Raw genomic sequence first — 25,548 nt, forward strand, 5'->3', positions numbered from 1 at the left:
GGTGACAGGTCAGGCGACCTGCATGCGCTCGCCGAGGCCGCGCAGTTCCGTGCCGCCGGCCTGTCGCCGGGAGCGTTCCAGCAGCATCCGGGTGGTTTCCTGGGCCATTGCCGAGGTGTGTACGTGCTGCGGCGCCAGCCGTTCGGCGGTCAGCAGGAAGCGCACCGCCTCGCGGTCCCGGCCGCGCATGCGGGCCAGCGCGCGAGCCGTGTCGGCGTAGTAGAAGACCTGCCGGAACCCGGCCGGGATGGCCGCCGGGTTGGTGCTGCGGGCGGTCTCCGCGGCCCGGCCCGGGTCGCCGCCGTCGACCTCGACCCCGATCCGCCAGATGCCCACGTTGGTCGGTCCGAAGTAGAGGCCCATCGTGGTGGTCTCGCCGGTGCGGCCGGCCAGCCCGTCCGCCTCGGCCAGCCACTGCCGGCTGTCGTCCAGCTTCTTCAGACCACGGCTCGCATACGCGCAGATCAGCTGCAGGGTGCCGAGCACCTCGGTGCCGCCCGGCAGCCCGGCGTGCGGGCGCAGGTCGTCCACCGCGCGGCCGGCGAGGGTGAGCCCGCGCTGGTAGGCACCGCAGGCGGTGGCCGCGCCGGCCCGGGCGTACCCGGCATAGCCGCGCAGCACCGGGTCGCCGGCGGCCTCGGCCGCGTCCCGGCACCGCTCGGCGCCGAGCCAGGAGTCGGCCGGGTAACCCAGGTTGCGCAGCACCGACGAGGCCATGAAGGTGGCGTGGCAGAGCAGCCGCCACGCGGCCGCGGCGTGCAGGTTGCGCAGCAGGTCCGGGAGCAGCCGCGCGGTACCGGCGTAGTCGCAGGCCTGCCGCAGCGAGTCGGCGAGCTCGACGACCCGGGTCAGCTCGGTCATCGGTGGCACGGCCCGCTCGCCGGCCGGCTCGGTGAGGTCGACGTCGACCAGCGCCTGCCGGACGCCGTGCACCGCGGCGTGCGCCGCCACCGCGGCCCGGTCGGCGGCCGGCACCGGCGTGCCGGCCAGGTCGACCGGGGCGCACTCCAGCGCGCCGGCGATGTCGGCCAGCATGAACCGGTTGTCGGCCCCCTGCCGTCCCCGCTCGATCCGGCTCCAGGTGGCGTGTGAAACTCCGGCCCGGCTGGCCGCGTACCGGATGCTCCACCCACGCAGCAGGCGGCGCGCCCGGATCCGTTCCCCGATGGTGGGGTCCTGACTAGGTCGTGGACTCATGCCGCGACGGTAACCAGGGCGGCCGGGCCGGGTGGTGCATGCCTGTACCGGTGGTCAGTCGTCGGCGAGCACGGCGCCGCTCACCGCGTCGACGTCCACCTCCCGCTCGTCGCCGCGCAGCAGGAACTCGACCTCCCAGATCGGGCCGCCGGCGCGCTCGTCGAGTTCGGCCTCGAGAACCCGGGCGCCGGGAAAGCGCTGGGCGACGATGCCGGCCGCCTGGACCGCGTTGACCGGGCGCGGGCCGAACTGCGCGTCCAGATCCGGGTCGATCTCGATTTCAAAGCCCGCGCTGTCGTCCCGGCTGTCTTTGGCGGTAGCCAGGGCAGTGCCGGCCACCAGGGGCAGTGCCACCCCCGCAACGGTGACCGCTACCAGCATGATTCGGCGCATCGGAACCTCCCACGATCGGCGTCGGTGTCACCGGGAGGTACGCCGCCGGCCGGGCCGCGGGTCAGGGCCGCGACGAAGCCTCGCCCGGCCCTAACCGATTCCTGGCAGAACGACGACCGCGTCCACGCCGGTGGGCTCGGCGGCGTCCAGCCGGACCCGGCCGCCGCTCGCCTCGGCCAGCTTGCGCACCAGGGCCAGCCCGAGGCCGGTACCGCCCTTCGCCGCACCCGGCGCCCGCCAGAACGGCTGGAGGGCCTGGTCCCGCTGGTCGTCGGTGAGGCCGGCACCCGCGTCGACCACGTGCACCTCGACCAGGCCGGCCACCACCCGCCAGGTGACCGCGATGGTCGAGCCGGCCGGGGCGATGTTCAGCGCGTTGGACAGCAGGTTGTCGAGGATCTGGTCGAGCGCTCCCGGGATCGCCCGGACCCACAGGTCGTCCGGGCCGCGGACGGTCAGCGTCACGCCGCGGTCCTCGGCCACCGGCCGCCACACCGCGGCCCGCTCGCCCGCCGCGTCGGCCACCGCGACCGGCTCGGACGGCTGGCTGGTGTGCTCCGCGCGGGTCATCGCCAGCAGCGTGTCGACCAGGGTGGCCAGCCGGTCGGTCTCGACCAGGGCGGCGCGCAGGTTGGCCTCGCCGCCCGCGGCCACATCCGGCTCGAGGTTCTCCAGCCGCAGGCGCAGCGCCGCCAGCGGGGTCTTGAGCTGGTGCGAGGCGTGCCCGACGAAGGACCGCTGGGCCGCGATGAGGTCCTGCAGCCGGGTCGCGGTGGCGTCGAGGGTGGCGGCCAGGCGGCGCAGCTCCGGCGGCCCGGTCACCGCGGGCGCGGCCGGTGCCGCGGCACCGTCGGCCAGGTTCCGGGTCGCTCTTTCCAGCAGCCGTACGGGTCGGCCGATCCACCGGGCCAGGCCGACCGCGACCAGGGCGCCGCAGGCCAGCACGGACACCGCGACGATCGCCAGCACGTACCAGAACTGATGGATGCGCGCGTTCATGGCGGCGGTCGGCACGCTGACCCGCAGCGCGCCCTGGGCCCGGTTGCCGGGGTGGAGCGGCACCGCCACCGACATCATCGGCACCCCGGCCACCTCGGTCATCCCGCTGCTGATCTGCACCTGACCGGCCAGCACCGCGTGCAGGTCGCCGGCCGGCAGCGGGGTGGCGCCCTCCGGCCGGGTGGCGGCCATCGGGCGGCCGGCGGCGTCCACCACGTCGACCTCGCCGCCCCAGCGGTGCGCCGACTCGTGCGCGAGCAGCACCACCTGGCCGGGGTTGCCGCGGCTCAGCGCGGTGTCCATGAACGCGGCCAGGACCTCCGCGTCGTGCTCCAACTGGGCGAACGCGCGCTGCTGCTCGCTGCGCTGATAGACGTAGCCGAGCGGCAGCGCCAGCCCGGCGAGCACCACCAGGGCCAGCGAAAGGTAGGTGAACAGCAGGCGTCGAGTCATGGCGGCTCGAAATACGGCCGGCCGGGGCGTACCGGTTCAACCGCGGGCGTCCGTGGCCCGTACCACCCGGCGTGCAGATTCTCCTGGTCGAGGACGACGATTCGATCGCCGAGCCGCTGGTCGACGGCCTGCGCCGGTACGGCATCGCGGCGCACCACGTGGCCACCGGCGCCGCCGCGCTGGTCGCCCCGCCGGGCGACTTCGTGCTGCTCGACCTGGGCCTGCCGGACATCGACGGCATCGACGTGTGCCGCCGGCTGCGCGCGGCCGGCGACGTGCCCATCATCATGCTGACCGCGCGCGGCGACGAGGCCGACCGGGTTCTCGGCCTGGAGATCGGCGCCGACGACTACGTGGCGAAGCCGTTCAGCACCCGGGAACTGGTGGCCCGGATGCGGGCGATCAGCCGGCGCACCGGTGTCGGCGGCCGCTCCCCCGCGGTACGCCTCGGCCCGCTGGAGATCGACGAGCGCACCCGGCAGGCGAGCCTGGACGGCGTGCCGCTGGCGCTCACGCCGAAGGAATACCAGCTGCTCTGCGTTCTGGCAGCCGACCCCGGCGCGGTGGTGGACCGGCGCCGGATCCTGGAGACGGTGTGGGAGCCGAACTTCTTCGGGCACACCAAGACGCTGGACTTCCACGTCGCCACGCTGCGCCGCAAGCTGGGCGACCCGCGCTGGATCGAGAACCGGCGCGGCGTCGGCTTCCGGCTCACCGTGCCGGAGTAGGCAGCTGGTGCGCTGAGAGCAGGCCGCAACGATGTGCGGCCAGGAGCCAGGAGCCGCCGATCAGGGTGATCGACTCGGGCCCGTCGGGCATGCCGTCGACCGGGCCGGTGTACCCGGCGGTGGCGTAGGTGTGCTCGTCGACCCGGGAGCCACTGGCGCAGGTGAAGACCCGGTCGCCGGTCACCACCGCGGACTCGACCACCACCTCGGCGCCGGGCACCGACCAGCGGCCGACCACGCCCTCGCCGGCCAGGATCTCCTTGAGGCCGCCGACGCCGGCCACGTAGATCCGCCCGTCCTGTACCCACATCCGCTCGGGGTACTCGCCGGTCGGGCAGCTCCACCGGCCGGGCACGGTCAGCAGGCCGCAGTGGCCGGCCAGCACCAGGTCGCCGTCCGGCAGGTAGGCCGCGGCGCGCACCGAACCGGGCACCACCCCGACCGCCGCGCCGGTCGCCGCGTCGATCTCGACCGCGCCCGCGTTCGTGGCGATCACCAGCCGCTCGCCGACCGGATCGGCGGCCAGCCCGGACGCGGCGGCCGGCAGGCGGGTCTGCCACCGCATCCGGCCGGCCTCGTCCAGCCGGAACAGCCAGCCGCCGGCCGTGATCCCCGCGACCCCGCCGGGCAGCGGCACCACCTGGCGGGTGGCGCCGCAGCCGGTGCGGTGGTGGTCCTCGACGACGAGCGTCCAGGCCAGGCCCCGGCGCAGGCGAACCACGCCGACCCCGGCCCCGGTGGCGACGTACGCGACGGCCGGGTCGCCGGCCGCCGCGCGTACCTCCCAGATCGTGCCGAACCCCGACGGCGCCGTCACCAGCGCACCCAGCGGGGGAACCGCGGAGATCGGCACTTTCACGCCGTCGTCGGCGATCGCGGTCACCTCGCCGGTGCCCGCGTCCACCGTCGCGGTGCACAGCCAACTGCCCCGGGCGAACTGCACCAGGTAGACGGCGCGGCCGGACTCACGGACGACCCGAACGCCCGCAAGCCGGCCCCCGCCGGCCTCCCGGAGCGCCCGGTCGGCCGCCAGGCCGGCATCGACCGCCACCGGGAAGTCCCCACCCGGGCGTCGCGCCGAAACCTCACGCATCTCCACCTCCGCCGCATCGGCCGTGCGTGAAGACAACACGACGGTTCCGGCGAACTGGTTCGGCTCCTGGGCGATTCCTAACCAACTGCTCTGGGTAACCACTACGCACATGACGGAGTACGGCATTCACGCCTCGCATGAGCAGATCCCGCCCACCGACCTGCTCGCCGCCGTGGTCGCGGCGGAACGGCACGGCTTCGACGCGGCGATGTGCTCCGACCATTTCTCGCCGTGGAGCAGCCGGCAGGGGCAGTCCGCGTTCGCCTGGTCCTGGCTGGGGGCCGCGCTGCAGGCCACCAACCTGTCGTTCGGCGTGGTGAACGCGCCCGGCCAGCGCTACCACCCGGCGATCATCGCGCAGGCCATCGGCACGCTCGGGGCGATGTTCCCGGGCCGGTTCTGGACCGCGCTGGGCAGCGGCGAGTACAGCAACGAGCACATCACCGGCGAGCCGTGGCCGCGCAAGGAGGTACGGGAGGCCCGGCTGCTCGAGTGCGTGGACGTGATCCGCGAGCTGATGGCCGGTCAGGAGGTCACCCGGGACGGCCTGGTCAAGGTCGACCGGGCCCGGCTGTGGACCCGTCCGGCCGAGCCGCCGCCGCTGATCGGCGCCGCGGTCAGCACCAAGACCGCGGCCTGGTGCGCCGGTTGGGCCGACGGGCTGGTGACGGTCAACGCGCCAGTTGCCCGCCTGCGCCAGATGATCGACGCGTACCGGGGTGCCGGCGGCCGCGGACCGGTCTGCCTTCAGGTGCACCTGAGCTGGGCGCCGACCGAGGAGGAGGCCGAGACACTGGCGCACGACCAGTGGCGGAGCAACATCTTCCAGCCGCCGGTCTGCTGGGACCTCGAAACGGTCGAGCACTTCGACGTGGTGAGCGAGAACGTGACGGTCGACCAGGTGCGCCAGGTCGTGAACATCTCGGCCGACCTGGAGCGGCACATCGAGTGGCTGCGGGAGTACGCGTCGCTCGGCTTCGACCGGATCTACCTGCACCACGTCGGGCAGGACCTCATGCCGTTCGTTTCCACGTTCGGCGACAAGGTCCTGCCCGCGTTGCGTTAGTTACTCAGTTACCTCGCTACAGAGTCTCCGACCCGGGCGCTCCGGCGCCCGCGGCCGGCGGGCTGGAGGGCGCGGAGCCGGCGGAGTAGCTGTACGGCGGGGCCGCGACTCTGTTGTCGATGCGCAGCCAGTCGGCCATCGTCTTGCCGCTGTCGTTGGCGCGGGTGATGGTCGCGGTGTTGTAGTAGTTGTTGCTGGTCCAGGTCAGGCTGGCGTTGCCGAAGTCCTGGGTGATGGTCTTGGCGCGGACCACGTAGTTGGCGTCGGCGTAGATCTTGCCCTCCACGCCCAGGCCGATGAAGTAGTCGCTGACCGCCACGTGGTTGCCGAACAGGTGGGCGTAACCGAACCGGACCCGCGGGTGCCGGGTGTTCGAGCCGTCGAACCAGTTGTGGTGGTACGTGACGCGCAGGTAGCCGCGGTCCTGGGCACCGTTGTTGTCACTGTGGCCGAGCAGCATCGACTTGTCGGTGCCGACGAACCGGTTGCGGGACACGGTGGCGAGGTCCGAGCCCCGCTTGATGTCCACCGAGCCGTCGTTGGCCGGGTAGAAGGTGTTGAAGTTGATCCACACGTGGTCCGAGTAGCACTGCACGTTGATCGAGTCGTCCGCCGCGTTCCGGAACGACAGGTTCTGCACGATCACGTTGGACACGTGGGTGAAGGTGTCCTTCTCGGCCGGGTCGCAGGTGTCGCCGCCGACGGCCACCTCGTCCGGGCCCCAGCCGTTGATGTCGAGGCCGAAGCCGCTGATCGTGGCGCTGGAACCGACCCCGATGATGGTCTTGTTGGAGCCGACGTCGAGCATGTCGCCGCCGCCGTTGGTGATCGTGCCGGAGACCCGGACGATGCGCGGCGCGTCGTCGGCCACGGCGGCCGCGAGCTGGGAGTAGTTGGAGACGTTGACGGTCGGGCCGCCCGCGCCGCCGGTGGTGCCGTTCCGGCCGTAGCCGCTCACGCTCGCGAAACCGATCGGAGCGGCGTAGAGCTGGGCGTTCGGTGCGGCGGCGTTCGTTTCGGTGGCGGCCTGGGCTGAGGCCGCGAGCAGGGTGCCGCCGACGGCCAGGGTCGACACCGCGACCAGGGCCGTGGCGCGGGCCGCGGACGAACGGCGCCAGAAACTCGATTTGGACATTTTGTCCCCTCGGTGAGCAGGGTACGCGGGAGGTGGCTGCCGCGTTTCCACAGTCATTTATTGAGTGCGCGCCTCGGACATCCATCGAGCCGGCGGCACAGTCACGTCGCAGGGTTCCGGTTACGGCCGTAAGACCGGGCCCGAACGCTCGCCGCACCGGCGGGATGGCGGCTGCGGGCTCTGGAGGCCCCGCGCCATCACCATAAGGTAAGCGCTTTCCAGTTCACAAGATTGATGCAAATCTATTTATTTGTTGCAGTTCCGCCCGGCGCAACTCGCGTCGCGCCGGGCGGTCATTTCCCTACTTGAAGGTGATGTCCGACCGTGATCTTCGAGAAGGTCGCGGTGTAGCCGTAGTTCGCGTTGACGCCGGCCAGCTCACTGCCCGACGCGATCACGGTGACGTTCTGGAACACGACCGTCCGCTTGTGCGGGTGCTGCAGTTGCCGCACGACCGGTACAGCTTGCCGACGTTGCTGACCTCGAAGTTCTTCACGGTCAGCGTGCCGCCGCCATTGTGCTGGAAGACCTGTCGGAGGCCGACTTGGCGGCACCGCCGTCCACCGTGTACTCGGCCGAGCTGCCGTGGCGCCGTCGGCCAGCTCGAGCAGCGGCTTCCGGCTCTCGCTCTGGCCGCCGTCACCCATCGCGCCGCCGGCCTTGAAGCGGACCAGTCCGGCGTCGACGGTGCCGCCGACCGCCTTTGGTGCCGGTCAGCGTGGTGGTGCTCTTGGCGCTCGGTCAGGTGGCGGCCTCGGCCCCGAGCGACATGACGCCGACGACGGCGGCGGGGACCGCCATGGCGACGGCTCCACCGAACGCAGCGGCAAGCGCTTGCCCGGAAGTTACGCTAGTGGTACTCCGGGCGATTTATACCCGTCTATTCTAATCTTCTGCTTACTCGATTTGCGCCATTGTTGCAGCTGATTGCCCTCCGCCCGGCCCCATCCGCCCGGCAAGGCCACGGCGGACGTTTGCGGCAAAACGCCCCAGCGAGCGCCGTCCTGCCGGCCGCCCGCCCCGAGCGCACCCACAAAGTGCGCTCCGATCAGGAGATCGCCTGCCACGGCGTGTCCGACGGGTCGTTCACCTCGGCGCCCGGCTGATCGCCGATCGTCCACCACTTGGCCTGGTAGGCAACGCCGCGGTACTGCACCCGGTCGCCCGCCACGTATGTGTGGTTGGGCAGCCACGCCGGATACGTGCCGGCCGAGACCGTCGGCGTCGCCGCCGGCTTCTCGCCGGCCAGCACCGGGCCGACCAGGGTCCACGGGGTGTCCGCGTCGTTGGCCACCGGGGCGTCCGGGACGTCGCCCTGGGTCCACCACTTGGCCAGGTAGACGTTGTGCCGCCGGACCACCTTCGCGTTTTTCGCGTACGACGTCAGCGAGTTCCAGATCGGGTAGGGCGAGGTGGACGGGTCGTCGGAGGGCTTCACCGTCACCGCCGCGGACGGGGCGACCGCTGTCGTCGTACCCACGAAGCTTTGAAAGATTGTGGTGAACTCCGACGTCTTCTGCTCGACGCCACTGCAGCTGTCCGAGACCACCAACGGGTCGGCGTAGTTGACGCCGCAGCTTTTGTCCCGGTTCGCCGACCACATGGACAGCTGGCGCATGTGCCTAGCCCGGGCGAAGGCGAGCAGTTCCCGCGCATCGACCAGCTCGAAGCGGTCGTCGGGCGTGTCGTTCTGCCCGATCATCGGGGTCGCGGCCACGTGCTGCCAGCGCGCGTCCTCGCTCAGCGTCACACCGATTTTCGCGTACGCCGACGCTACCTGCCCGGCCAGCGCGGTGAGTGCCGACGCGTTCAGGCTCGACATGCTGCGGCCCTCGCCGGAGCCGCCGTAGTTCATCACTAGCGCGTTCACGCCGGCCAGCTCGACCTTCGCGGCCAGCATGGCGTTCAGGACCGCGGTGCCCATCGGCGTCAACCCGTTCGGGCTGACCGGCAGGGTGAGCCACACCGCCAGCTTGCGGCCGGCGGCCTCCTCGGCATTTTGCACGGTACGCACGGCGGCGGCGCGACGGCCGATGACGACCGGGTCGGCCGTGGCGTCCTCGATGTCGAAGTCGACCGACGTGAGCCGGTAGCGGTCGACCACCGACTGGTAGGCCGCCGCCAGCTTGGTCTCGTCGGTGCAGGTCTTGGCCAGTTCGTTGTTGCGCGCGCCGCCGAACGACACGGTCACCTCGCCGCCGCGCTGCCTCAGCCGGGCGATCCGCCGGTCCAGGTCGATGCCGGTGGCCGCGGTCGTGAGCGAGTACGCGGTGCCCCAGCTCGGCTGGCAGGTCACCGCGGTGCTGCTCACCACGAAGCCGAGCACCACGTTGCCGGCCGCCGACTCGGTGGGGTCCTCGAACGCGTACTGCGGGGTCGCGGTCACGTCCACGTATGGCGCGAAGGAGGAGGCCGACTTCACCGCCACGGTCTCCAGCTTCTCGGTGACCGTGCGGAAGACGAACGGCGTCCCGGCTGCACCGGTGACCACCAGGACCAAAACCATGATCCGTACGAGCGACAGCCGGCGACGGGGCTCAGACATGTCGGTTCTATCGGCCGCCGCGGCCGCGACGTGAGGCCCCGGGAACGCTCAAGTCGGCCGGGCTGTCGTCGAACAGGCTTCTCGACCCCTCCGCACTCCATCCCCCGGGAGCTGTCATGGCCGCGATGCGCAGGCGCCAGTGGGGCGCCGACCGGCGCACCGACCCGTTGCCACCGGTGGCCGCCCCCGCCAGCGACACGCTGATCACGCTCGGCCGTCTCGGCATCGTGCTCACCGTGCTGGCCTGGGCCGGCTATCTCGTGGTGACCGTCATCTCCCAGTTCGTGAACCGCGGCTTCGGCGGCATGCGGTTCACCTCGGAGACCCTGGTCTACGTGGCGATCATGTCGCTGCTGACCATGTCGTCGCTGCTGTACCTGGTGGCCCGGCAGGGTGCGCTCTATCGCACCCGGGCGCACCGGCGGGTGCCGCGGGCGGTCCTCGACGAGGCGTTCGACGACCGGCAGTCGTCGATGACGGTGCTGGTTCCCTCGTACCGCGAAGAAATTCCGACGATCCGGATGACGCTGCTGTCCGCCGCCCTCCAGGAGTACCCGGACCTGCGGGTCGTGCTGCTGCTGGACGACCCGCCCAACACCCGCACCGACTCGCTGGAGGCCGCGCGTTCGCTGCCGGACCAGCTGACGGCGTGGCTGAGCGAGCCGCGGGACCGGTTCGAGGCGGCCCTGGAGCGCTTCGAGGACGGCGAGACCGACCAGATCTACGTGATCGACGAGTACCGCTGGGCCGCCAACTGGCTCAACGACCGGGCCGACCAGGAGATCGTGACCGACCACGTCGACCGGTTCTTCGCCAACCAGGTGCTCGGCGCGCTGGCCGAGGAGTTCGCGAGCGTGGCCGACGCGGTCGAGAAGGCCGACGCCGAGGATGCCGTGCTGCCGCACAGCCGCCTGCGGCAGCTGTACCAGCGGCTGGCCTGGACGTTCCGCTGCGAGATCACCAGCTTCGAGCGCAAGCGGTACGCGTCGCTGTCGCACGAGGCCAACAAGGCGATGAACCTGAACAGCTACATCGGCCTGATGGGTCGCCGGTTCGAGCCGCGCGAGACGCCCGAGGGTCTGGTGCTGGTGCCGTCGCCGGCCGGCAGGATGGAGTTCCCGGACTCGGAGTTCGTGCTCACCCTGGACGCCGACTCGATCCTGCTGCCCGAATACTGCCTGCGCCTGGTGTTCCTGTTCGGCCAGCCGGACAACCACCGGCTCGCGGTCGCGCAGACCCCGTACTCGGCGTTCCCCGGCTCGGCCACCCGGATGGAGCGGCTGGCCGGTGCCACCACCGACCTCCAGCACATCGTGCACCAGGGCATGAGCTACCACGACGCGACGTTCTGGGTGGGCGCCAACGCGGTCATCCGCAAACGCGCGCTGGACGACATCGTCGAGGTGGAACACCAGGGCGGGCACGAGATCCGGCGCTACGTCCAGGACCGTACGGTCATCGAGGACACCGAGTCGAGCCTGGACCTCGCGATCCACGGCTGGCGCCTGATCAACTACCCCGAGCGGCTCAGCTACAGCGCCACCCCGCCGGACTTCGGCTCGCTGGCCATCCAGCGCCGCCGCTGGGCCAACGGCGGCCTGCTGATCCTGCCCAAGCTGTGGCGCAACGGCCGGGAACGCAGCCAGCGCGGCGAGCACGGCAGCGCGGCGCAGACCTGGCTGCGGATCAACTACATGGCCTCGACCTGCTGGAGCAGCATCGGCCTGATCCTGCTGCTCGCGTACCCGTTCGACAGCAAGCTGCTCAGCCCGCTGATCGTGCTGGCCGCGATGCCGTACTTCCTGGCCATGGCGAGCGACCTGAAGCGCTGCGGCTACAAGCGCACCGACATCCTGCGGATCTACGGCTTCAACCTGATCCTGCTGCCGGTCAACCTGGCCGGCGTGGTCAAGAGCCTGCAGCAGGCGGTCACCGGCAAGAAGATCCCGTTTGCCCGTACGCCGAAGGTGGGTCACCGGACCGCCACGTCCCTGCTGTTCGCGGTGTCCCCACTGCTGATCATCGGCTTCTCGGTGTTCACGGTCTGGCGCGACTGGCAGACCGGCAACTGGGGCAACGTGGCCTTCGCGGCGGTCAATGCCGCTGCCGCGACTTACGCTGTGGTGGCTTTCATGGGCGTACGCAACGTGCTGGTCGACCTGTGGCTGGGTTTCGTGGAATACCTGTACAAGGACGACCGGCCGCGCGAGGCGGTCACGTCGGTGCGCCGCCGCAAGGTGGTCCGCGAGATCGCCGAGCCGGCCTGGCAGGACGTCCTGTACCGGGGCGCGGCGGCGACCGCGACCGGCCAGCACCACGCCGACGTGGGCGGTCCGTTCCGGGTCCTCGCGGTCCCGCCGGCCGCTCCCCCGCAGCACAACCGCCGGTCCGCCGACCGGTCGGTCCCCGTGGTCGCTAACTCCGTGGTCGCTAACTCGGATCGGGCAGCCTGAGCAGTTCCCGGGCGAGGGCCTCGGTCCACCACTGTTCGACGCGGTCCGGGGTCCATCCCCGTTCCGCGGTGAGCACGGTGTAGACGTCGATGTTGCACAGGGCGGCATAGACGTCGATCGCCGTGGGCACGTCGAGGCCTGGTCGGAAGCTCCCGTCCGGCCAGGCCTCGAACACCCGAACCCGGGTCGAGTCGGCCCGGCGCCGCCCGTCGGCATAGAGGGCGGCCAGCTCCGGCTCGGCCCGCCCCGCCTCCCGGACCATGGCGATGACGTCCCCCGCGCGCTCGAACAACCGCCGGTCGTATCCCGCCATCGCCGCCAGTTGCTGCCGCGGCGACCCCTCGGCCAGCTCGGCGCTCTGCCGCTCCGGATCGGCCAGCAGCTCGGCGGCGTCGGCCAGCGCCCGCACCAGCCCAGCCTTGTTTCCGTAGGTGGCATAAACCGTGGGCACCGAAACCCCGCCCGCCCGCGCCACATCCCGAATCGTCAGCGCCGCCCACCCCTGCGCCACGAACACCCGCCGAACCGCCGCCGCGATATTCCGGCGCGTCTCCTCGGCCTGCGAAGCCCGGCGCGCCGACTCGTACCGGCGCCGCCCCTGCTCCGAACCCACATGGACTCCCGTCGCTTTTCGCGTACTATATTGAATATATGTTGCCGCAAGCCAAACTGGGCGGCCTGGCCGCACTGGGTTTCGCCACCACCATCGTCGTGGCCAACCTGATCGCCATCCCCGCCGCCCCCGCGTTCCCCGGCGCGTCCGCCGCCCTGACCCCGTTGGCCTGGCTGTGCGCGACCGTCTTCGGCGCCGCCGCGGTGGCCGTGCTGGGCCCGTCCCTCTGGCCGTTGGTGGGTTTCGCCGGCCTGCTGCTCCAGAACGCCACCTTCGCCGGCGTGATCGCCCTGCGCCTGGCCCTGACCGAGTCCACAACGCCGGCACTGCAGGCCGCGCACGACGCGCTGTTCACCTTGAACGGCACGTTTCTGGCCGTGGCCCTGCTGGGCTTGTCGTTGGTGAGCTTCGTGCCCCGCTGGCAATGCACCCTGGGTTTGACGGCCGCAGCTCTCCTGTTCACCTCCGCCACGATCACCCCGCTCGCGGGCGACGGAGTTGCCATGCTGGGCCTGGTCGGCTGGCTCCTGTGGGTGGCGTGGCTGGTGGCCTACGGCTGGCGCCTGCTCCAAACCCCGGCGCCGCAGCCCACCGCCGCATAGCCCACCTCAACCGGCCTGGCAATACCCGCGCCGGCCCACGTCGCCGACCGGGTGCTTGTCCCAACTTCGCCACCGAGCCACCCGTCAGGGTCCTCCGCGCCGCGCCGAAATTTGCTCCATCGACGACAGCGAGAGACCGTCAGGCTCGGTGGCTTGACATCAGCAAGCCCTCGATCCGCGCAGAAGTCTCTTCCCAGTGGCATTGGCGTCAAGATCTCTGGGTGGCTCACACGGCTGCCAGCGAGCGCTTCAAAGCCGCCAACTGCCCACCATCGGCTCGGCGGATCGCATAGCGCAGCAAACCCGCGAACGGCCTGAACCCACCCGCGACCGCGACGTCCGCGATCAGGGTCAGCCGCGTGCGGTCGCCGTCCGGGACGCAGTGATACGTATAAGCGGCCGTAACCCCGCCCTGCCTCGAGTGCACGATCACGGTACGGCCGTCATCGGGGACCTCCAGGCGGGCGGTCCTCTCGCGGCCCCGGGCCCGGAAGCCCAACTCCGAGCCGCGCACCCGGACGTCCTCCACGCCGGGCATCCAGGTCCACGTGTTCAGGTGCGCCCACACCTCGGCGGCCGGGCGGTCGACAGTTTCGGTAGCGGTGAAAGCAGTGGTCACGGCGGTCAAGCCTGCCCAGCGGGCCGCACCCGGTCTTGGACGGATTTCACATCTCCGGCACGAAACCGGGGGATGCCTGCTCGCGGGTGAACGCGGCGCGCTGGGCCGCCACGTACTGCGACGGGGTCACGCCGGTGTGCCGCCGGAAGTCGCGGATGAAGTGGCTCTGGTCGAACCAGCCGTAGGCGGACGCGAGGCTGGTCCACGGGACCGGCGCGAACACGTCGATCGCGGCCAGCACGGCGCGCACCCGCAGGATCCGGGACAGCGTGCGCGGGCTCAGGCCGACCACCTCGGTGAACTCGCGGTCCAGGTGGCCGTGCGACACACCCAGTTCGGCCGCCAGTTCGGCGATCGGGCGCAGCGGATCGTTTTCGAGGGCGGCCACCGCAGTTTCGCAGCGCGTGACCGCCAAGCAGCGCGCCACCTGGTCGCCGGCCACGTCCGACGACAGCGCCCGCTCGAGGGCGTCCAGTTTGCCGGCCACCAGCAGGTCCCGTCGGAGCGCTGCCGCGGCCGGCCAGACCGCATCAAGGTCAACTGCCTTTCCGCGTACGGGAAAAGGCCGGAAGCCAAAGACGGCCCGGCAGCCGACCGGGGTTGTCACCACGCCGAAGCAGTGCGTTTCGCCCAGCGGCTCGTTGACGATCGGGCGGTCGTGCGGGCCCAGCAGGAAACCGTTGCGGGCCACCAGCGGAGGGCCGTCGCCGGCGGTCACCCGGATCGGGTCGCCCAGCACCAGCACGGCGACCGTGGAACCCGTGGGAGCTATGCGTTCGCGCTGGTAGTCGATGCGGCCCCGGGCGTACCAGATCGACTCCACGTACCGCGCCAGCGCGGGCGGGCGTCTCGACTCGTACGCGAACTCCACGGCTTATCCCACCACGGTCAGGCCGTGCAGCTGGGTGCGGTTGCGGCCGCGGTGCTTCGCCTCGTACATGGCTTCATCGGCCTGGCGCAGCAGCCCGTCCACGTCGTCAGCCGCGCTCGTGCCGGAAACCCCGGCGCTCATCGTCACGGTGACCGCCTCGCCGCCCAGTTCGATCGTGCTGGCAGCCAGTTGCTCGCGCAGCGCATCGATCCGGGACCAGGCCGTTTCCGGGGTCACCCCGCGGAACACCACCACGAACTCCTCGCCGCCGTACCGCGCCACCAGGTCGTCGTCGCGCACCGCCGCCGCCAGCATCTGGGCCGTGTGCACCAGCGCCGCGTCGCCGCCGGCATGCCCGTACGCGTCATTGATGCTCTTGAAGTGATCGAGGTCGATGACCGCGAGACTGATCACGGCGCGCTCGGCGGCCAGGGTCGTCAGCCGCTCCATCAGGTGCCGCCGGTTGGGCAGCCCGGTCAGCGCGTCCCGGCGGGCCTGCTCGGCGAGGTTGGCCTGGAGCAGCTTGATCGTCTCGAGCTGCTCCCGCAGCTGCCCGGCGTCCTCCTCGGCCTTGCGGCGCCGCTGGTTCGACTCGGTCAGGTCGCGGCCGACCAGCACCCAGCCCAGGAAGATGCCGCGGCCGTCGTGCACCGGGTTGATCTGGAGGTGCAGGTCGACCAGCGTCTGCTCGGTGGCGTGCCGGCGGTCCAGGTCGAGCTCGCCCAGTTCGGTGACGCCCAGCCCGGTGACGTCGTCCGCCGTCCGGCCCAGCAGGACGAGCGCGGCCGGATTCGCCTCGATGATGTGCCCGTCCGGGTCGGCCACCAGCACCGCGTCGCTGATCGTGCTGAAGATCGTCCGGTGCGCCACCGGCATCTGCCGCGACATCCGCCCGATCCACGCCACATGCACGTAGACCATCGACAGCGCCTGCCCGATCGGGATGACGTCGAGCCCGTGCAGCGGCAGCGCGGAGCCGATAAAAGCAACAACCATCGGGATCAGGTACGTGATGAGCACCCGGTTGCAGAGCCGGCGCTGCTCGGCCGACGTGGCCCGCCGCCGCAGCACGAAGACCCGGATCGCGCTTCCGACCAGCAGCACCTGGATGATCCCGACACAGGCCCACGACAACGGCCCGGGTGTCGCGATCAAAATCCCCATTTCCGGTACGGAACGGACCGCGCTCACGATCAACTCGCGCCCGGCCGGCAGGCACGCGGCCACGGCCATGACCACGGGCGTGACCCCGAGCAGGGCCGCGGCCCGGTGCGACAGCCGCCACCCCCGATCGGAGTGCACCAGCGACATGCACACCACGCCGGCCGAGATCACCGGCAGGATCACCGTCTGCGCGACGACCAGCCCGGCGAACGCACCAGGCGCTCCGGTCAACAACTGGCACAGGCTCAGCAGATTGCTGACCGCGATGGCACCGCCGACAAACGCGATGACCCGGAACGCCGCCGACCGCTGCCGCCGCCGCCAGTCCACGGCAGCCATGACTGCGGTACCAGCAGCCGCCACCCCATAGGCAACAGCAAGCAACGTCACCACCATCACAACCACCCCTCAGCCACCGGTCAACGGACTTCGCCGCCGACCATTCGGCCCGCCCACGACCGAGTTGAGTGGCGCCCCGACATCCCGCGTTGCCGATTGGGTTGCGGGCGGAGCGGTTACGCGGTCTTGGGTCCGGGCCGTCCGGCGATGTCGGCTCCGAGTGGGAATCACCCGCGACGGCTTCGCCCCGGACGTCCGCGCGCGCAAGGGACCGGCGTACAGTAGCGGGATTCAACTTTCCAGCGGCATCCCGAGCGACCGACACGTGAGGAGCGCCCCATGCCGCTGACGCCGGCCGACATCCACAACACGACCTTCGGCAAATCGGCCCTGACCAGGCGCGGTTACGACACGGAGCAGGTCGACGCCCTCCTGGACGACGTCACCCAGGAGATGATCCAGCTGCTGGAGGAAAATGACGATCTGCGCCGCCGCGCCGATCTCGCCCAGGCCGCCGGCGTCGGGGCAGCTCCCGGCCGTCCCGACCGGGCCGAGCTCACCGCCGTCACCGGCGAGCTGGAACGCGCCCGGCGCGCCCGCGACCTGGCCGAGCAGAACGCCCGCATCCTGCAGAGCCGCCTCGCCGACGCCCGTCGGGCCGCCACCGTCGAGGCGGCCGGCGACCGGAGCGACCACCCCGACGGCGTCCTGACCATGGCGCACCGCGCCGCAGACGACTATCTGCAGCGTGCCCACCAGGAATCCGGTCAACTGCTCGCTGACGCGCGGTCGCGGTCCGAGCGGATTGCCGAGGACGCGTGGACGGCAGCCCACGGCATCGAGACCGACTCGCAGCAACGCAACAGCCGCGCGGCATCCGAGTTGCGCGACCGGCACACCGCGGTACTGGATGAGATCGACGCGCTGAGCGGCCTCGCCGAAACCTATCGGGCGCTGCTGAAAGACCAGGTGCGCCGCCAGGCGCAGCTTTGACGGCCGCCGCGCAGCGGGGCCGGGGCACACGGCATAGGGTGGTATGTCATGACTGTCGATCCGGTCGCGGCGCGGCGCGGCGCCATGCCCCGGGGTGCGGAACGGTTCCTGGACCGCCGTTCGCTGGCCACCGACCACCCCCGGCTGGCGGCCCTGCTGCGGCCGGGCGACGCCGTGCTCGACGTGGGCTGCGGCACCGGCGCCATCACCCGCGGCATGGCCGAACGGGTCGGGCCGGACGGCTCGGTGCTGGGCATCGACATCTCGGCCGACCTGGTCGCCCGGGCCATGGCGGCCGGCGTCGCGGCGAACCTCAGCTACGCGCGGGCCGACATCCACGACCACCCGTGGCCGGGACGCTTCGACGTGGCGAACGCCGCGCGGCTGCTGCAATGGCTGGCCGATCCGGCGGCCGCGATGGCCGCGATGGTCGGCGCGGTCCGGCCCGGCGGCCGGGTGGTGGTGCTCGACTACGACCACACCGCGCTGACCTGGGAGCCGACGCCGCCGCCCGCGATGCTCCGCTGGTATGACGCGTTCCTGGCCTGGCGGGCCGAGGCCGGCATGGACAACGCGATCGGCCGCCGGCTCGGCGAACTCTTCGACGCGGCGGGCCTGGTCGACGTCGTCGTGACGGCCGAGCCGGAGACCGCGACGGCACCGCCCCGGATCCATCTGTGGGGCGACGTGATCGAGACCCGCGGGCATCAGATGGTCGCCGACGGCGTGATCACCGAGGCCCGGCGGGCGGCCGCCGGCGCCGCGTTCCAGGTCTGGCTCGCCGGACCCGAGCATGTCCAGATGCTTCAGCTGTACGCCGCGGTCGGCACCCGGCCCGGCTGACGGCACGCCGGGCTGGAGAAGGGGCTAGAGCAGGCCCCGCCGGTGTGCGGCCGAGACCGCAGACGCGCGGTCGGGCACCTCCAGCTTGGCGTAGATGTGCAGCAGGTGGGTCTTGACCGTGGCCTCGCTGATATAGAGCGCGGCCGCCGCCTCCCGGTTGGTGCGGCCCTGCGCGACCAGGGCCAGGACCTCGCGTTCCCGCGCGCTCAGCCGGGTGTCGGCCGGCGCCTGCGGACGGACCCGGGCCAGCAGCACCGCGGCCACCGACGGCGACAGCACGCTCTCGCCGCGCGCGGCAGCCCGGACCGCCCGGCAGAGCTCGTCGCGCGGCGCGTCCTTGAGCAGGTAGCCGATCGCGCCCGCCTCCACCGCCGGCAGCACGTCCGAGTCGGTGTCGTGGGTGGTGAGCACCAGCACGCGGACCGTCGGCACCCGTTCCAGCAGCAACCGGATCAGCGTGCCGCCGCTCGGCTCGGGCATCCGCAGATCGGTGAGCACGACGTCCGGGCGTACCGCCTCGACCACGGCGAGCGCCTCCAGGCCGCCGCCGGCCTCACCGACGATGGCGAAGTCGGGCTGGGTGCCGAGCATCCCGCGCAGGCCGTCGCGCACCACCGGGTGGTCGTCCACCAGCACCAGCCGCAGCGTCATCGGGCCACCCCGATCACCGGGACAGTGACGTTGACCGCGGTGCCGGCGCCCGGCTGGGACTCGATCTCGACCGACCCGGACAGCGAGCCGACCCGCTGCCGCAGCGCGATCAGGCCGAACCCGCCGGCCGCCGCGTCGTCGAAGCCGGCGCCGTCGTCCCGGACGTCCAGTGCCACCACGTCGGCCATGTAGGACAGCGTGACATCCACCCGCCCGGCCCGCGCGTGCCGGCCGACGTTCGCCAGCGCCTCCTGGGCCGCCCGCAGCAGGGTCACCTCGACCTCGGCGTGCACCGGCAGCGGCGTACCGGTCACCGTGAAATGGGCGGGCACCTCGTGCTGCCTGCTCCAGCCGGCGACGGCCTGCCGGATCGCGTCGCCGAGCCGGGCACCCTCCAGCGGTCCGGGCCGCAGCGCGTCGATCGACCGGCGCACCTCGGCGAGGCTGGTGCGGGCCAGGTCGCGGGCCGTGTCGAGCCGGCGAGCCTGCGGCGGCGGCAACTCGCCGACCGCCTCCAACTGGGTGACGATGCCGGTCAGCCCCTGCGCCACGGTGTCGTGGATCTCGCGCGCCAGGCGGGCCCGCTCCTCGGCGACGCCCGTCTCCCGGGCCCGCAGCACCAGTTCCGCCTGCAGCCGGGCGACCTCGCTGTTGAGCTCGCGCCGCCGGATCGCTTCCTTCTCCATCGAGCGGATCATCCCGCCGATCAGGCAGGCCAGCGGCGTGGCCAGCCCGAAGGCGATCAGCACCGAGTCGCGATCCCCGTCGATCAGCAGCAGCCCCGGCACGTTCGCGGCCGCCACCCCGAGGTAGGCGAGCCATCCCGGCAGCGCCACGAAGGCGAGCACGTAGCAGGCCGGCACGAACAGCTGGAACGCCTCGCTGCGCAGCAACAGCAGGGAGAAGAAGCCGAGCACGCCCACGTAGTACAGGAGCATCGTCCAGGTCCGGCGCTCCCACCAGTCCGGGTGGTTGAGCACGAACCACCAGTGCCACACCGCGAGCCCGCCGGCGATCGCGAGGGTGACGAGGTGCTGCCGCCCGTCACCCTCCCCGGTGGCCAGGGCCAGACCAAAGGCAACCACCAGGAGGCCGTACGGCGACAGCGCCCACGCCAGGTTCCACCGGTGTTCCCGCTGCCGGCCCAGCCGTTCCTCCACCGACGTCACGCCGACATTCTCCCCGTTCGGTAGGTCAGCCGGCGCAGCACGACCTCGGCGGGCCCGCGCCGCCCGGATCGCCGCAGCAGGTCGCACAGCAGCACCGAGGCCAGCCAGGTGGCCAGCGCGATCGCGGTGATCCCGGCGGTGCCGAGCCGCGCCCCCAGTCCCAGCGTGAAGGGCAGGAACAACACCACGAAAACCACCGACTGGAAGAGGTACGAGCTGAGCGACCGCTGCCCGCAGGCGACGAGCGCCCGGACCACCGGCCCTCGCCGTTCACCCACCCGGACGGCGAGCAGCCCGATCAGCGCCGCGTACCCCAGACCGCCCGCGACCCCGGTGACCGCGTGCAGCGCCGAGATGCTCCAGAGCACCAGTGTCGACGACGGCGCCCAGAAGTGCCCGGCCGCGAGCGCCACCGGCAACCCGCCGGCCGCCGCCAGCCCCAGCCCGCCGATCGCCGTGCGGACCAGCAGCGGCCGGTGCGCGGCCGGGTCGGTGAGGATGCCGCGCCGGGCCGCCCACGTGCCGACCAGGACCGCACTGCCCACGCCGAGCACCCCGGCCGGCGTCATCAGCCACTCGGACGGCCGCAGCATCATCGCCGCGAGCGGATCGGCGGTCTCGAACGACCAGAAGAACGACCGCTCCCCGGTCGACGGCATCATGTACGCCGCACCCTGGACGGCCGCCACCACGGCCAGCCACAGTGCCGCGGCGACGAGCAGTTTCCGGTCGGAGACCCCGGTGAGCCCGACCAGGATGAGCCCGGCCACCCCGTATAGCCCCAGAATGTCTCCCGGGAAGAGCAGCACGGCGTGCACCAGCCCGAACGCGATGAGCCATCGACTCCGCCGCCGGAGCAGCCGCTTGGCCGCCGCGCCGGCCCCGTGCCGCTGGAAGATCTGCACCGTCCCGTATGCGAACAGGGCGGCGAACATCGGATACGCCCGCCCGTCCACCAGCGTCACCGTGACCACGCCGACCATCCGGTCGAGCAGCCCGGCCTCGACGATGTGCTGCCGCACCCCGTACGGCCGCCCGTAGAGATAGACCACCGAGTTGGCCACCGCGATGAGCGCCAACATGAGCCCCCGGGCCAGATCCGGCGCCAGCACCCGCTCGCGCACCCCGACCGGCCCTGCCACCACTGTTGCTTCCCTGACTGCCATGCTCAGAGCCTGCCGCCGCACACCCACCCGCCGGATCGACCGATCCACCGGCACGGCGGTTCCACCGCCCCTCCGCCCCCATCAACCGATCGATGGATGGTGCACCCTGTCCTCCGGTGGCACCGGCCCGGGTCGCGGAACCCGCCGCTGTCCCACCCTTCGAGGATGAGGGCGGCCCGTTCCGCACGACATAGCCTGGCTGCTGCCGCCGCGCGCCTGGGAGTCATCGATGGGACCTCTCGACACCGACGTCACGCCGTACGTCTCGACCGGGCACCTGCCCTCGCCGGAGCAGGTCCGGCGCTCGATAGACGAGGCGTACCAGCGCTACCGCACCGATACCGGCGGCGAGTGCTCCCGGGTCTATCCCGCGCTGGCCCGGGTCCCGGCCGACCTGTTCGGCATCTGCACGGTGGGCACCCGCGGCGGCCGGTACGCGGTCGGTGACGCCGACCACGGGTTCACCGTCATGAGCGTCGCGAAGCCGTTCGTGTTCGCCCTGGTCTGCCAGGTGCTCGGCGCCGAAACGATGCGCCGGCGGATGGGCGTCAACGCCACCGGCCTGCCGTTCAACTCGCTCGCGGCGGTCGAGCGCGGCCCGGACGGCCGGACCAACCCGATGGTGAACCCGGGCGCGATCGTCACCGCCAGCCTCGCCCCGGGCGACACGGCCGCGGGCAAGTGGCAGTTCCTCGGCGACGGGCTGTCCCGGTTCGCCGGACGGGGATTGCCGCTCGACGACGAGGTGTACGCCTCCGCGTCGGCCACCAACCACCGCAACCGGGCCCTCGCCGACCTGCTGCAGACGTACCGCCTCCTCGGTTGTGATCCGGTCGAGGCGGTCGACCTCTACACCCGGCAGAGCTGCCTGCGGGTCACCGCGACCGATCTCGCCGTGATGGGAGCCACCCTGGCCAACGGCGGCGTCAACCCGTGCACCCGGGAACGCGTGGTGGACAGCGAGGTCTGCCATTTCGCCCTGGCGGTCATGGCCACCGCCGGCCTGTACGAGACCTCCGGCGACTGGCTGTACGACGTCGGCGCACCCGGCAAGAGCGGCATCGGCGGCGGCATCATCGTGGTCGCGCCCGGCAAGGGTGCGCTGGCCACCTTCGCGCCGCCACTCGACGGGTACGGCAACAGCGTCAAGGGGCAGTTGGCAGCCCGGTACCTCGCCCGCCGGCTGGGGTTGACCCTGTTCGCCTCCGGGCCGGAAAGCTGAGGTAGATGGGCGCCGAGGCGGTCGCTCTGGTCGCGTTGACCGTATTCGGCTGGGGGTTGTTCTCGGCCCGCCTCGGTCGCGCCGACCTGAGCGCGCCGATCGTCTTCGTCGCCGCCGGGCTGGTGCTCGGCGAGGGGCTCCACCTCATCGCGTTCGGCATCACACCGGAGGCCATCAAGCCCCTCGCCGAGCTGACCCTCGTGTGGGTGCTGTTCGCCGACGCGTCCCGGGTGGGTCTGCGGGAACTGCGGGCCGACGCCGGCCTGTACGCGCGCCTGCTCGGGGTGGGGCTCCCGCTCACCATCGCCGCCGGGGCGGTCCTCGCGCTGTGGCTGGTCGACGGCACCGGATTCTGGCTGGCCTTGCTGGTCGGCGCCGCGCTGGCGCCGACCGACGCGGCGCTGGGCGCCTCGGTGATGACCAACCCCGCGGTGCCGGAACGGATCCGGCGGGTGCTGAACGTGGAGAGCGGGCTCAACGACGGTATCGCCACCCCGGTGGTGATGGTCGCGATTGCCGGCGCGCTCGCCGCCGAGGGCGTTCCGGGGCACGGCGTGAGCGCCGCGCTCGCCGACCTGGCGATCGGCTTGGCGGCGGGCATCGTGGCCGGCGCGGTAGGTGGGTACGCCATGCGGATCGCCCGCCGCCGGGTCTGGGCCTCGGAGGATTTCGCCGGACCGGCCGTTCTCGCCCTGACCCTGGTCGCCTACGCCGGCGCGCTCTGGCTGGACGGCAACGGCTTCGTCGCCGCGTTCGTCGCCGGTCTGGCGTTCGGCCACGTCGCCCGCCGCACCGAGGCCAGGGAGATCTACTACGTCGAGCAGACCGCCGGGCTCATGTCGCTGCTGACCTGGCTGATCTTCGGTGCGGTCGCCGTCCCGATCGTCCTCGACCGCGCCGACTGGCGAACCCTCCTCTACGCCGTGCTGAGCCTCACCGTGGTCCGGATGCTCCCCGTCACACTCGCCCTGCTCGGCACCCGGCTACCCGCGCCGACCGTGGCCTTCGTCGGCTGGTTCGGCCCGCGCGGCCTGGCCTCGGTCATCTTCGCGGTGATCGCGCTGGAGGAGTTGTCCGGCGAGGCCGGCCGCGCGGTCGCGATCATCGGGATGACCGTCCTGCTCAGCGTCCTGGCGCACGGCCTGAGCGCGAAGCCGCTCGCCGACCGGTACGCGGCGACCGTCGCCGACCCCGGCCGGCCGCCGGTCCCGCATCTGCCGGTTCGCGGGTTGCTGCCACATCGCTCCGGTTCACCCGGCCGGGATGACCCGCGGTAATCCCCGGGCTGGGACTCTGGCCGGGCCGAATTCGCCGCTGGGAAGAGGCTCGCATGAACGGATTGGTGATGTGGGGACTCGTTCTTCCCCTGCTGCTGGTGGTCGCGGGCGTCGTCGTTCTGCTGCGCAAGCGGAACAGCCGCCGTTGAAAATGCCATGTCGCGTACGCGTCCCGCTGATCGCGGTGACCCTGATCGCGGTGACCCTGGCGCCGACCGGCTGCGGCAACACGGACGGCGGCGCCCGGGTCCGGCTGGCCGAGCGGCAGCTTGCCGAAAAGCAGGAAGCCCTCGCCGAGGCGCGGACGGAACTCGCCGCCCGCGCCGATGCCTTCTGCCGGACCAGCGCCTCGTACGTGCTGGCGCTGGACCGCTACGGCAACCTCATCACCGGGACCGCGCCCACCGTCGGCGACGTCAAGGAGGCCGGCGCCGACCTGACCGAGCCGCGGTCCGACGTGCTCACCGCCGCCGACCAGGTCGCGACCGCCCGTGCGGACGTGACCACCGCCGAGCAGGAGGTGGCCGAGGCGACCGCCGCCCTGGCCTCCGCCCGCGGCGAGGCGGCCCCGTCGCCACCGGTCTCGGTGTCGGTCCCGGCCGAACCCCCGATCGCCGAGACCACGGTCGCCCGGCTGAAGCAGGCCGACGCGGACTTCACCGCGGCCCAGCAGGGCATCACCGACCAGACCCCGCTGCGCCAGGCGTCGGAGCAGTTCAACGCCGCCGCCGTAGCCCTGGAGATGTCCTGGCTGGCGCTGCTGGCCGAGGCGGGTTGCCTGAGCGAGGACCAGCTACGCCAGGCCCGCGACTACACGTTGGCCGTGCAGAAGTCACTGGCCGAGGCCGGCTACTACCAGGCCGAGGTCGACGGCGTTTACGGTCCGACCACAGTCGCCGCCGTCCAGGCCATGCAAAAGGCCAACAACCTACCCGAGACCGGTACGGTGGACATGGCCACCAACGCGGCGCTGCAGGCCGAGTTGCAGGCGCAGGGCAGCCAGGCCGCCGACGAGGCCATCGCCACCACCGCCGCCGTACAACAAACCTTGAAGCTGGCTGGCTTCTGGCCCCACCCGGTGGACGGTGTGTGGACCCCAGACCTGACCGAAGCCCTGAAGTCCTTCCAGACCGCCCTCGGCGTAAAGCCCACCGGCACCATGGACGCGGCCACCGTAGCCGCAGTCAAGGAAGCCGCAAAACGCCCGCCTCCCGCACCGTCCGGATCGTGATGTAGACCGGAGCGCGTTATTCGTTGCAGACGTGCGGCCACCAACCGGGCGAACCCGTTGAACGCGTCCTCTTCGGAAGCCATCTCGTCGGCAACCTGCACATTTTCCGCCTGGCTGTGCTCCAGCGCCGCATCCAGCACCATCGCGCGGGTCTGACGCGGGAGAGCCAGTTCACCTGTTTGACCTCGAGGGCGTCGCGCGACCGCGATCGGCACGCGCGGGCCGTGCGGCCTGACCCTCGCCTCGAGTTGCCTCAACCGCCGCAGTACGCCGTGACCAGCAGCCCGCGAACGGCCTGGTTCACGGAGCTTCGTGGGCGTAGTCGTAGACGCCGCTGGTGTGGTTGAGCAGTTGCGGATGCTGATCGCCGCGCCGTTCGGAAGGGCGCCGGGCAGCCGCTGCTCGCCGTGTCATCGAGGGCGAGCCGCCGCTCGGCGACCGAACCACGACGATCGCGCCCGGCGCGCCGGCCGCCACGATGCCGTCAAGCGCCCACTGGAGGTCGGCACGGAAGCCGGCCGGGGCTGCCGCTGCGGCGGTGCCACCGCCAGCGCCGCACTCATCACGCCGACGAGGCAGCTCACGATCACTCGCCGGGCCCCGGCGATCACATCCCGAGGCCAGACCTGGGGTCGGACATCGCTACTCCCCTGCGCCGGATCCGGCCACCGTGACGCATCGCCCATCGGGTCCCGGACAAGGCCGGTGAGCTGGATTTATTCACGC

At 71.9% G+C, this 25,548-nt stretch carries 24 protein-coding genes; 9 read left to right on the top strand and 15 right to left on the bottom strand.

The window, feature by feature from the left end:
* Positions 1-9: 9 nt before the first annotated feature.
* The 3 genes from Ari01nite_RS02410 to Ari01nite_RS02420 all read right to left on the bottom strand — a co-directional run bounded on the left by Ari01nite_RS02410 (position 10) and on the right by Ari01nite_RS02420 (position 3,042).
* Complete coding sequence (locus Ari01nite_RS02410) at positions 10-1,197, bottom strand: helix-turn-helix domain-containing protein (protein ID WP_203778867.1); 1,188 nt, start codon at positions 1,195-1,197, stop codon at positions 10-12.
* A 54-nt stretch (positions 1,198-1,251) separates the two neighbouring features.
* Positions 1,252-1,590 (bottom strand): PepSY domain-containing protein, encoded by a 339-nt coding sequence (locus Ari01nite_RS02415; protein ID WP_203778868.1) that lies wholly within the window; start codon positions 1,588-1,590, stop codon positions 1,252-1,254.
* A gap of 90 nt (positions 1,591-1,680) precedes the next feature.
* Positions 1,681-3,042 carry a sensor histidine kinase gene (locus Ari01nite_RS02420; protein ID WP_203778869.1) on the bottom strand — a complete coding sequence of 454 codons (1,362 nt, stop codon included), beginning with the start codon at positions 3,040-3,042 and terminating at the stop codon, positions 1,681-1,683.
* Positions 3,043-3,113: 71 nt separating this feature from the next.
* On the opposite strand from Ari01nite_RS02420, the gene Ari01nite_RS02425 reads away from it, so the two are divergent.
* The gene (locus Ari01nite_RS02425; RefSeq protein WP_203778870.1) at positions 3,114-3,770 is read left to right on the top strand and encodes a response regulator transcription factor; all 657 of its coding nucleotides are present in this window, start codon (positions 3,114-3,116) and stop codon (positions 3,768-3,770) included.
* Here Ari01nite_RS02425 and Ari01nite_RS02430 read toward each other — a convergent pair.
* On the bottom strand, positions 3,754-4,863 hold the full coding sequence (locus Ari01nite_RS02430) for a PepSY domain-containing protein (protein ID WP_203778871.1): 1,110 nt from the start codon (positions 4,861-4,863) through the stop codon (positions 3,754-3,756). The genes Ari01nite_RS02425 and Ari01nite_RS02430 overlap by 17 nt on opposite strands.
* A gap of 109 nt (positions 4,864-4,972) precedes the next feature.
* Here Ari01nite_RS02430 and Ari01nite_RS02435 point away from each other — a divergent pair, with 109 nt between their 5' ends.
* A complete protein-coding gene (locus Ari01nite_RS02435; RefSeq protein ID WP_203778872.1) occupies positions 4,973-5,929 on the top strand; it encodes a TIGR03885 family FMN-dependent LLM class oxidoreductase in 957 nt (318 codons plus the stop codon).
* Between the two features lie 16 nt (positions 5,930-5,945).
* Here the strand turns inward: Ari01nite_RS02435 and Ari01nite_RS02440 are convergent, their stop codons facing one another.
* From Ari01nite_RS02440 to Ari01nite_RS02450, 4 genes are all read right to left on the bottom strand, one after another.
* A complete protein-coding gene (locus Ari01nite_RS02440) occupies positions 5,946-7,064 on the bottom strand; it encodes a pectate lyase family protein (RefSeq protein ID WP_203778873.1) in 1,119 nt (372 codons plus the stop codon).
* A gap of 293 nt (positions 7,065-7,357) precedes the next feature.
* Positions 7,358-7,516, bottom strand: coding sequence for a hypothetical protein (locus Ari01nite_RS49560; RefSeq protein WP_239162435.1), 159 nt, complete (start codon positions 7,514-7,516; stop codon positions 7,358-7,360).
* The gene (locus Ari01nite_RS51255) at positions 7,459-7,707 is read right to left on the bottom strand and encodes a pectate lyase (RefSeq protein ID WP_307837737.1); all 249 of its coding nucleotides are present in this window, start codon (positions 7,705-7,707) and stop codon (positions 7,459-7,461) included. The genes Ari01nite_RS49560 and Ari01nite_RS51255 overlap by 58 nt, the downstream gene beginning before the upstream one ends.
* A gap of 405 nt (positions 7,708-8,112) precedes the next feature.
* Complete coding sequence (locus Ari01nite_RS02450) at positions 8,113-9,609, bottom strand: chitinase (RefSeq protein WP_203778874.1); 1,497 nt, start codon at positions 9,607-9,609, stop codon at positions 8,113-8,115.
* Positions 9,610-9,734: 125 nt separating this feature from the next.
* Between Ari01nite_RS02450 and Ari01nite_RS02455 the strand changes: the two genes are divergently transcribed.
* Positions 9,735-12,062 carry a glycosyltransferase family 2 protein gene (locus Ari01nite_RS02455; protein WP_203778875.1) on the top strand — a complete coding sequence of 776 codons (2,328 nt, stop codon included), beginning with the start codon at positions 9,735-9,737 and terminating at the stop codon, positions 12,060-12,062.
* On the opposite strand, the gene Ari01nite_RS02460 is transcribed toward Ari01nite_RS02455, so the two are convergent.
* Positions 12,040-12,675 (bottom strand): TetR/AcrR family transcriptional regulator, encoded by a 636-nt coding sequence (locus Ari01nite_RS02460; protein WP_203778876.1) that lies wholly within the window; start codon positions 12,673-12,675, stop codon positions 12,040-12,042. The genes Ari01nite_RS02455 and Ari01nite_RS02460 overlap by 23 nt on opposite strands.
* Positions 12,676-12,713: 38 nt before the next feature.
* Here Ari01nite_RS02460 and Ari01nite_RS02465 point away from each other — a divergent pair, with 38 nt between their 5' ends.
* On the top strand, positions 12,714-13,277 hold the full coding sequence (locus Ari01nite_RS02465; RefSeq protein WP_203778877.1) for a hypothetical protein: 564 nt from the start codon (positions 12,714-12,716) through the stop codon (positions 13,275-13,277).
* 226 nt (positions 13,278-13,503) lie between these two features.
* Here the strand turns inward: Ari01nite_RS02465 and Ari01nite_RS02470 are convergent, their stop codons facing one another.
* The 3 genes from Ari01nite_RS02470 to Ari01nite_RS02480 are packed head-to-tail and all read right to left on the bottom strand — an operon-like array spanning position 13,504 to position 16,327.
* Positions 13,504-13,896 carry an SRPBCC family protein gene (locus Ari01nite_RS02470; RefSeq protein WP_203778878.1) on the bottom strand — a complete coding sequence of 131 codons (393 nt, stop codon included), beginning with the start codon at positions 13,894-13,896 and terminating at the stop codon, positions 13,504-13,506.
* 46 nt (positions 13,897-13,942) lie between these two features.
* Positions 13,943-14,767 (bottom strand): helix-turn-helix domain-containing protein, encoded by an 825-nt coding sequence (locus tag Ari01nite_RS02475; protein ID WP_203778879.1) that lies wholly within the window; start codon positions 14,765-14,767, stop codon positions 13,943-13,945.
* A gap of 3 nt (positions 14,768-14,770) precedes the next feature.
* Positions 14,771-16,327 (bottom strand): histidine kinase N-terminal 7TM domain-containing diguanylate cyclase, encoded by a 1,557-nt coding sequence (locus Ari01nite_RS02480; RefSeq protein WP_275410816.1) that lies wholly within the window; start codon positions 16,325-16,327, stop codon positions 14,771-14,773.
* A gap of 282 nt (positions 16,328-16,609) precedes the next feature.
* On the opposite strand from Ari01nite_RS02480, the gene Ari01nite_RS02485 reads away from it, so the two are divergent.
* Both Ari01nite_RS02485 and Ari01nite_RS02490 read left to right on the top strand, forming a co-directional pair.
* Positions 16,610-17,263 (top strand): DivIVA domain-containing protein, encoded by a 654-nt coding sequence (locus tag Ari01nite_RS02485; protein ID WP_203778881.1) that lies wholly within the window; start codon positions 16,610-16,612, stop codon positions 17,261-17,263.
* A gap of 48 nt (positions 17,264-17,311) precedes the next feature.
* Entirely contained in the window at positions 17,312-18,106 is a 795-nt protein-coding gene (locus Ari01nite_RS02490; protein WP_203778882.1) for a methyltransferase domain-containing protein, read from the top strand.
* A 24-nt stretch (positions 18,107-18,130) separates the two neighbouring features.
* Here the strand turns inward: Ari01nite_RS02490 and Ari01nite_RS02495 are convergent, their stop codons facing one another.
* From Ari01nite_RS02495 to Ari01nite_RS02505, 3 genes are read right to left on the bottom strand one after another with little or no spacing between them, the layout of a single operon-like run.
* Positions 18,131-18,757, bottom strand: a complete 627-nt coding sequence (locus Ari01nite_RS02495) for a response regulator (RefSeq protein ID WP_203778883.1) — start codon at positions 18,755-18,757, stop codon at positions 18,131-18,133.
* A complete protein-coding gene (locus tag Ari01nite_RS02500) occupies positions 18,754-19,926 on the bottom strand; it encodes a sensor histidine kinase (RefSeq protein WP_203778884.1) in 1,173 nt (390 codons plus the stop codon). Before Ari01nite_RS02500 ends, Ari01nite_RS02495 begins: the two co-directional genes overlap by 4 nt.
* Positions 19,923-21,092, bottom strand: coding sequence for a DUF418 domain-containing protein (locus tag Ari01nite_RS02505; RefSeq protein WP_203778885.1), 1,170 nt, complete (start codon positions 21,090-21,092; stop codon positions 19,923-19,925). The genes Ari01nite_RS02500 and Ari01nite_RS02505 overlap by 4 nt, the downstream gene beginning before the upstream one ends.
* Before the next feature lie 229 nt (positions 21,093-21,321).
* Between Ari01nite_RS02505 and glsA the strand changes: the two genes are divergently transcribed.
* From glsA to Ari01nite_RS02520, 3 genes are all read left to right on the top strand, one after another.
* Positions 21,322-22,314, top strand: a complete 993-nt coding sequence (gene glsA / locus Ari01nite_RS02510) for a glutaminase A (RefSeq protein ID WP_203778886.1) — start codon at positions 21,322-21,324, stop codon at positions 22,312-22,314.
* Positions 22,315-22,319: 5 nt separating this feature from the next.
* Positions 22,320-23,591 (top strand): cation:proton antiporter, encoded by a 1,272-nt coding sequence (locus Ari01nite_RS02515; protein ID WP_203778887.1) that lies wholly within the window; start codon positions 22,320-22,322, stop codon positions 23,589-23,591.
* Positions 23,592-23,742: 151 nt separating this feature from the next.
* Positions 23,743-24,822, top strand: coding sequence for a peptidoglycan-binding domain-containing protein (locus tag Ari01nite_RS02520; protein ID WP_203779069.1), 1,080 nt, complete (start codon positions 23,743-23,745; stop codon positions 24,820-24,822).
* The last annotated feature ends 726 nt before the right edge of the window (positions 24,823-25,548 follow it).

The organism is Paractinoplanes rishiriensis, from assembly GCF_016862375.1.
GTDB lineage: Bacteria > Actinomycetota > Actinomycetes > Mycobacteriales > Micromonosporaceae > Actinoplanes > Actinoplanes rishiriensis.

Bases quoted from the DNA above. Each gene is read 5' to 3' on its own strand.
- Ari01nite_RS02435 (WP_203778872.1), top strand. From the start codon at position 4,973: ATGACGGAGTACGGCATTCACGCCTCGCATGAGCAGATCCCGCCCACC.
- Ari01nite_RS02455 (WP_203778875.1), top strand. From the start codon at position 9,735: ATGCGCAGGCGCCAGTGGGGCGCCGACCGGCGCACCGACCCGTTGCCA.
- Ari01nite_RS02430 (WP_203778871.1), bottom strand. From the start codon at position 4,863: ATGCGTGAGGTTTCGGCGCGACGCCCGGGTGGGGACTTCCCGGTGGCG.
- Ari01nite_RS02495 (WP_203778883.1), bottom strand. From the start codon at position 18,757: ATGACGCTGCGGCTGGTGCTGGTGGACGACCACCCGGTGGTGCGCGAC.
- Ari01nite_RS02415 (WP_203778868.1), bottom strand. From the start codon at position 1,590: ATGCGCCGAATCATGCTGGTAGCGGTCACCGTTGCGGGGGTGGCACTG.
- Ari01nite_RS02480 (WP_275410816.1), bottom strand. From the start codon at position 16,327: ATGGTGGTGACGTTGCTTGCTGTTGCCTATGGGGTGGCGGCTGCTGGT.
- Ari01nite_RS02520 (WP_203779069.1), top strand. From the start codon at position 23,743: ATGCCATGTCGCGTACGCGTCCCGCTGATCGCGGTGACCCTGATCGCG.
- Ari01nite_RS02490 (WP_203778882.1), top strand. From the start codon at position 17,312: ATGACTGTCGATCCGGTCGCGGCGCGGCGCGGCGCCATGCCCCGGGGT.
- Ari01nite_RS02440 (WP_203778873.1), bottom strand. From the start codon at position 7,064: ATGTCCAAATCGAGTTTCTGGCGCCGTTCGTCCGCGGCCCGCGCCACG.
- Ari01nite_RS02485 (WP_203778881.1), top strand. From the start codon at position 16,610: ATGCCGCTGACGCCGGCCGACATCCACAACACGACCTTCGGCAAATCG.
- glsA (WP_203778886.1), top strand. From the start codon at position 21,322: ATGGGACCTCTCGACACCGACGTCACGCCGTACGTCTCGACCGGGCAC.
- Ari01nite_RS02410 (WP_203778867.1), bottom strand. From the start codon at position 1,197: ATGAGTCCACGACCTAGTCAGGACCCCACCATCGGGGAACGGATCCGG.
- Ari01nite_RS02505 (WP_203778885.1), bottom strand. From the start codon at position 21,092: ATGGCAGTCAGGGAAGCAACAGTGGTGGCAGGGCCGGTCGGGGTGCGC.
- Ari01nite_RS02515 (WP_203778887.1), top strand. From the start codon at position 22,320: ATGGGCGCCGAGGCGGTCGCTCTGGTCGCGTTGACCGTATTCGGCTGG.
- Ari01nite_RS02420 (WP_203778869.1), bottom strand. From the start codon at position 3,042: ATGACTCGACGCCTGCTGTTCACCTACCTTTCGCTGGCCCTGGTGGTG.
- Ari01nite_RS02450 (WP_203778874.1), bottom strand. From the start codon at position 9,609: ATGTCTGAGCCCCGTCGCCGGCTGTCGCTCGTACGGATCATGGTTTTG.
- Ari01nite_RS02465 (WP_203778877.1), top strand. From the start codon at position 12,714: ATGTTGCCGCAAGCCAAACTGGGCGGCCTGGCCGCACTGGGTTTCGCC.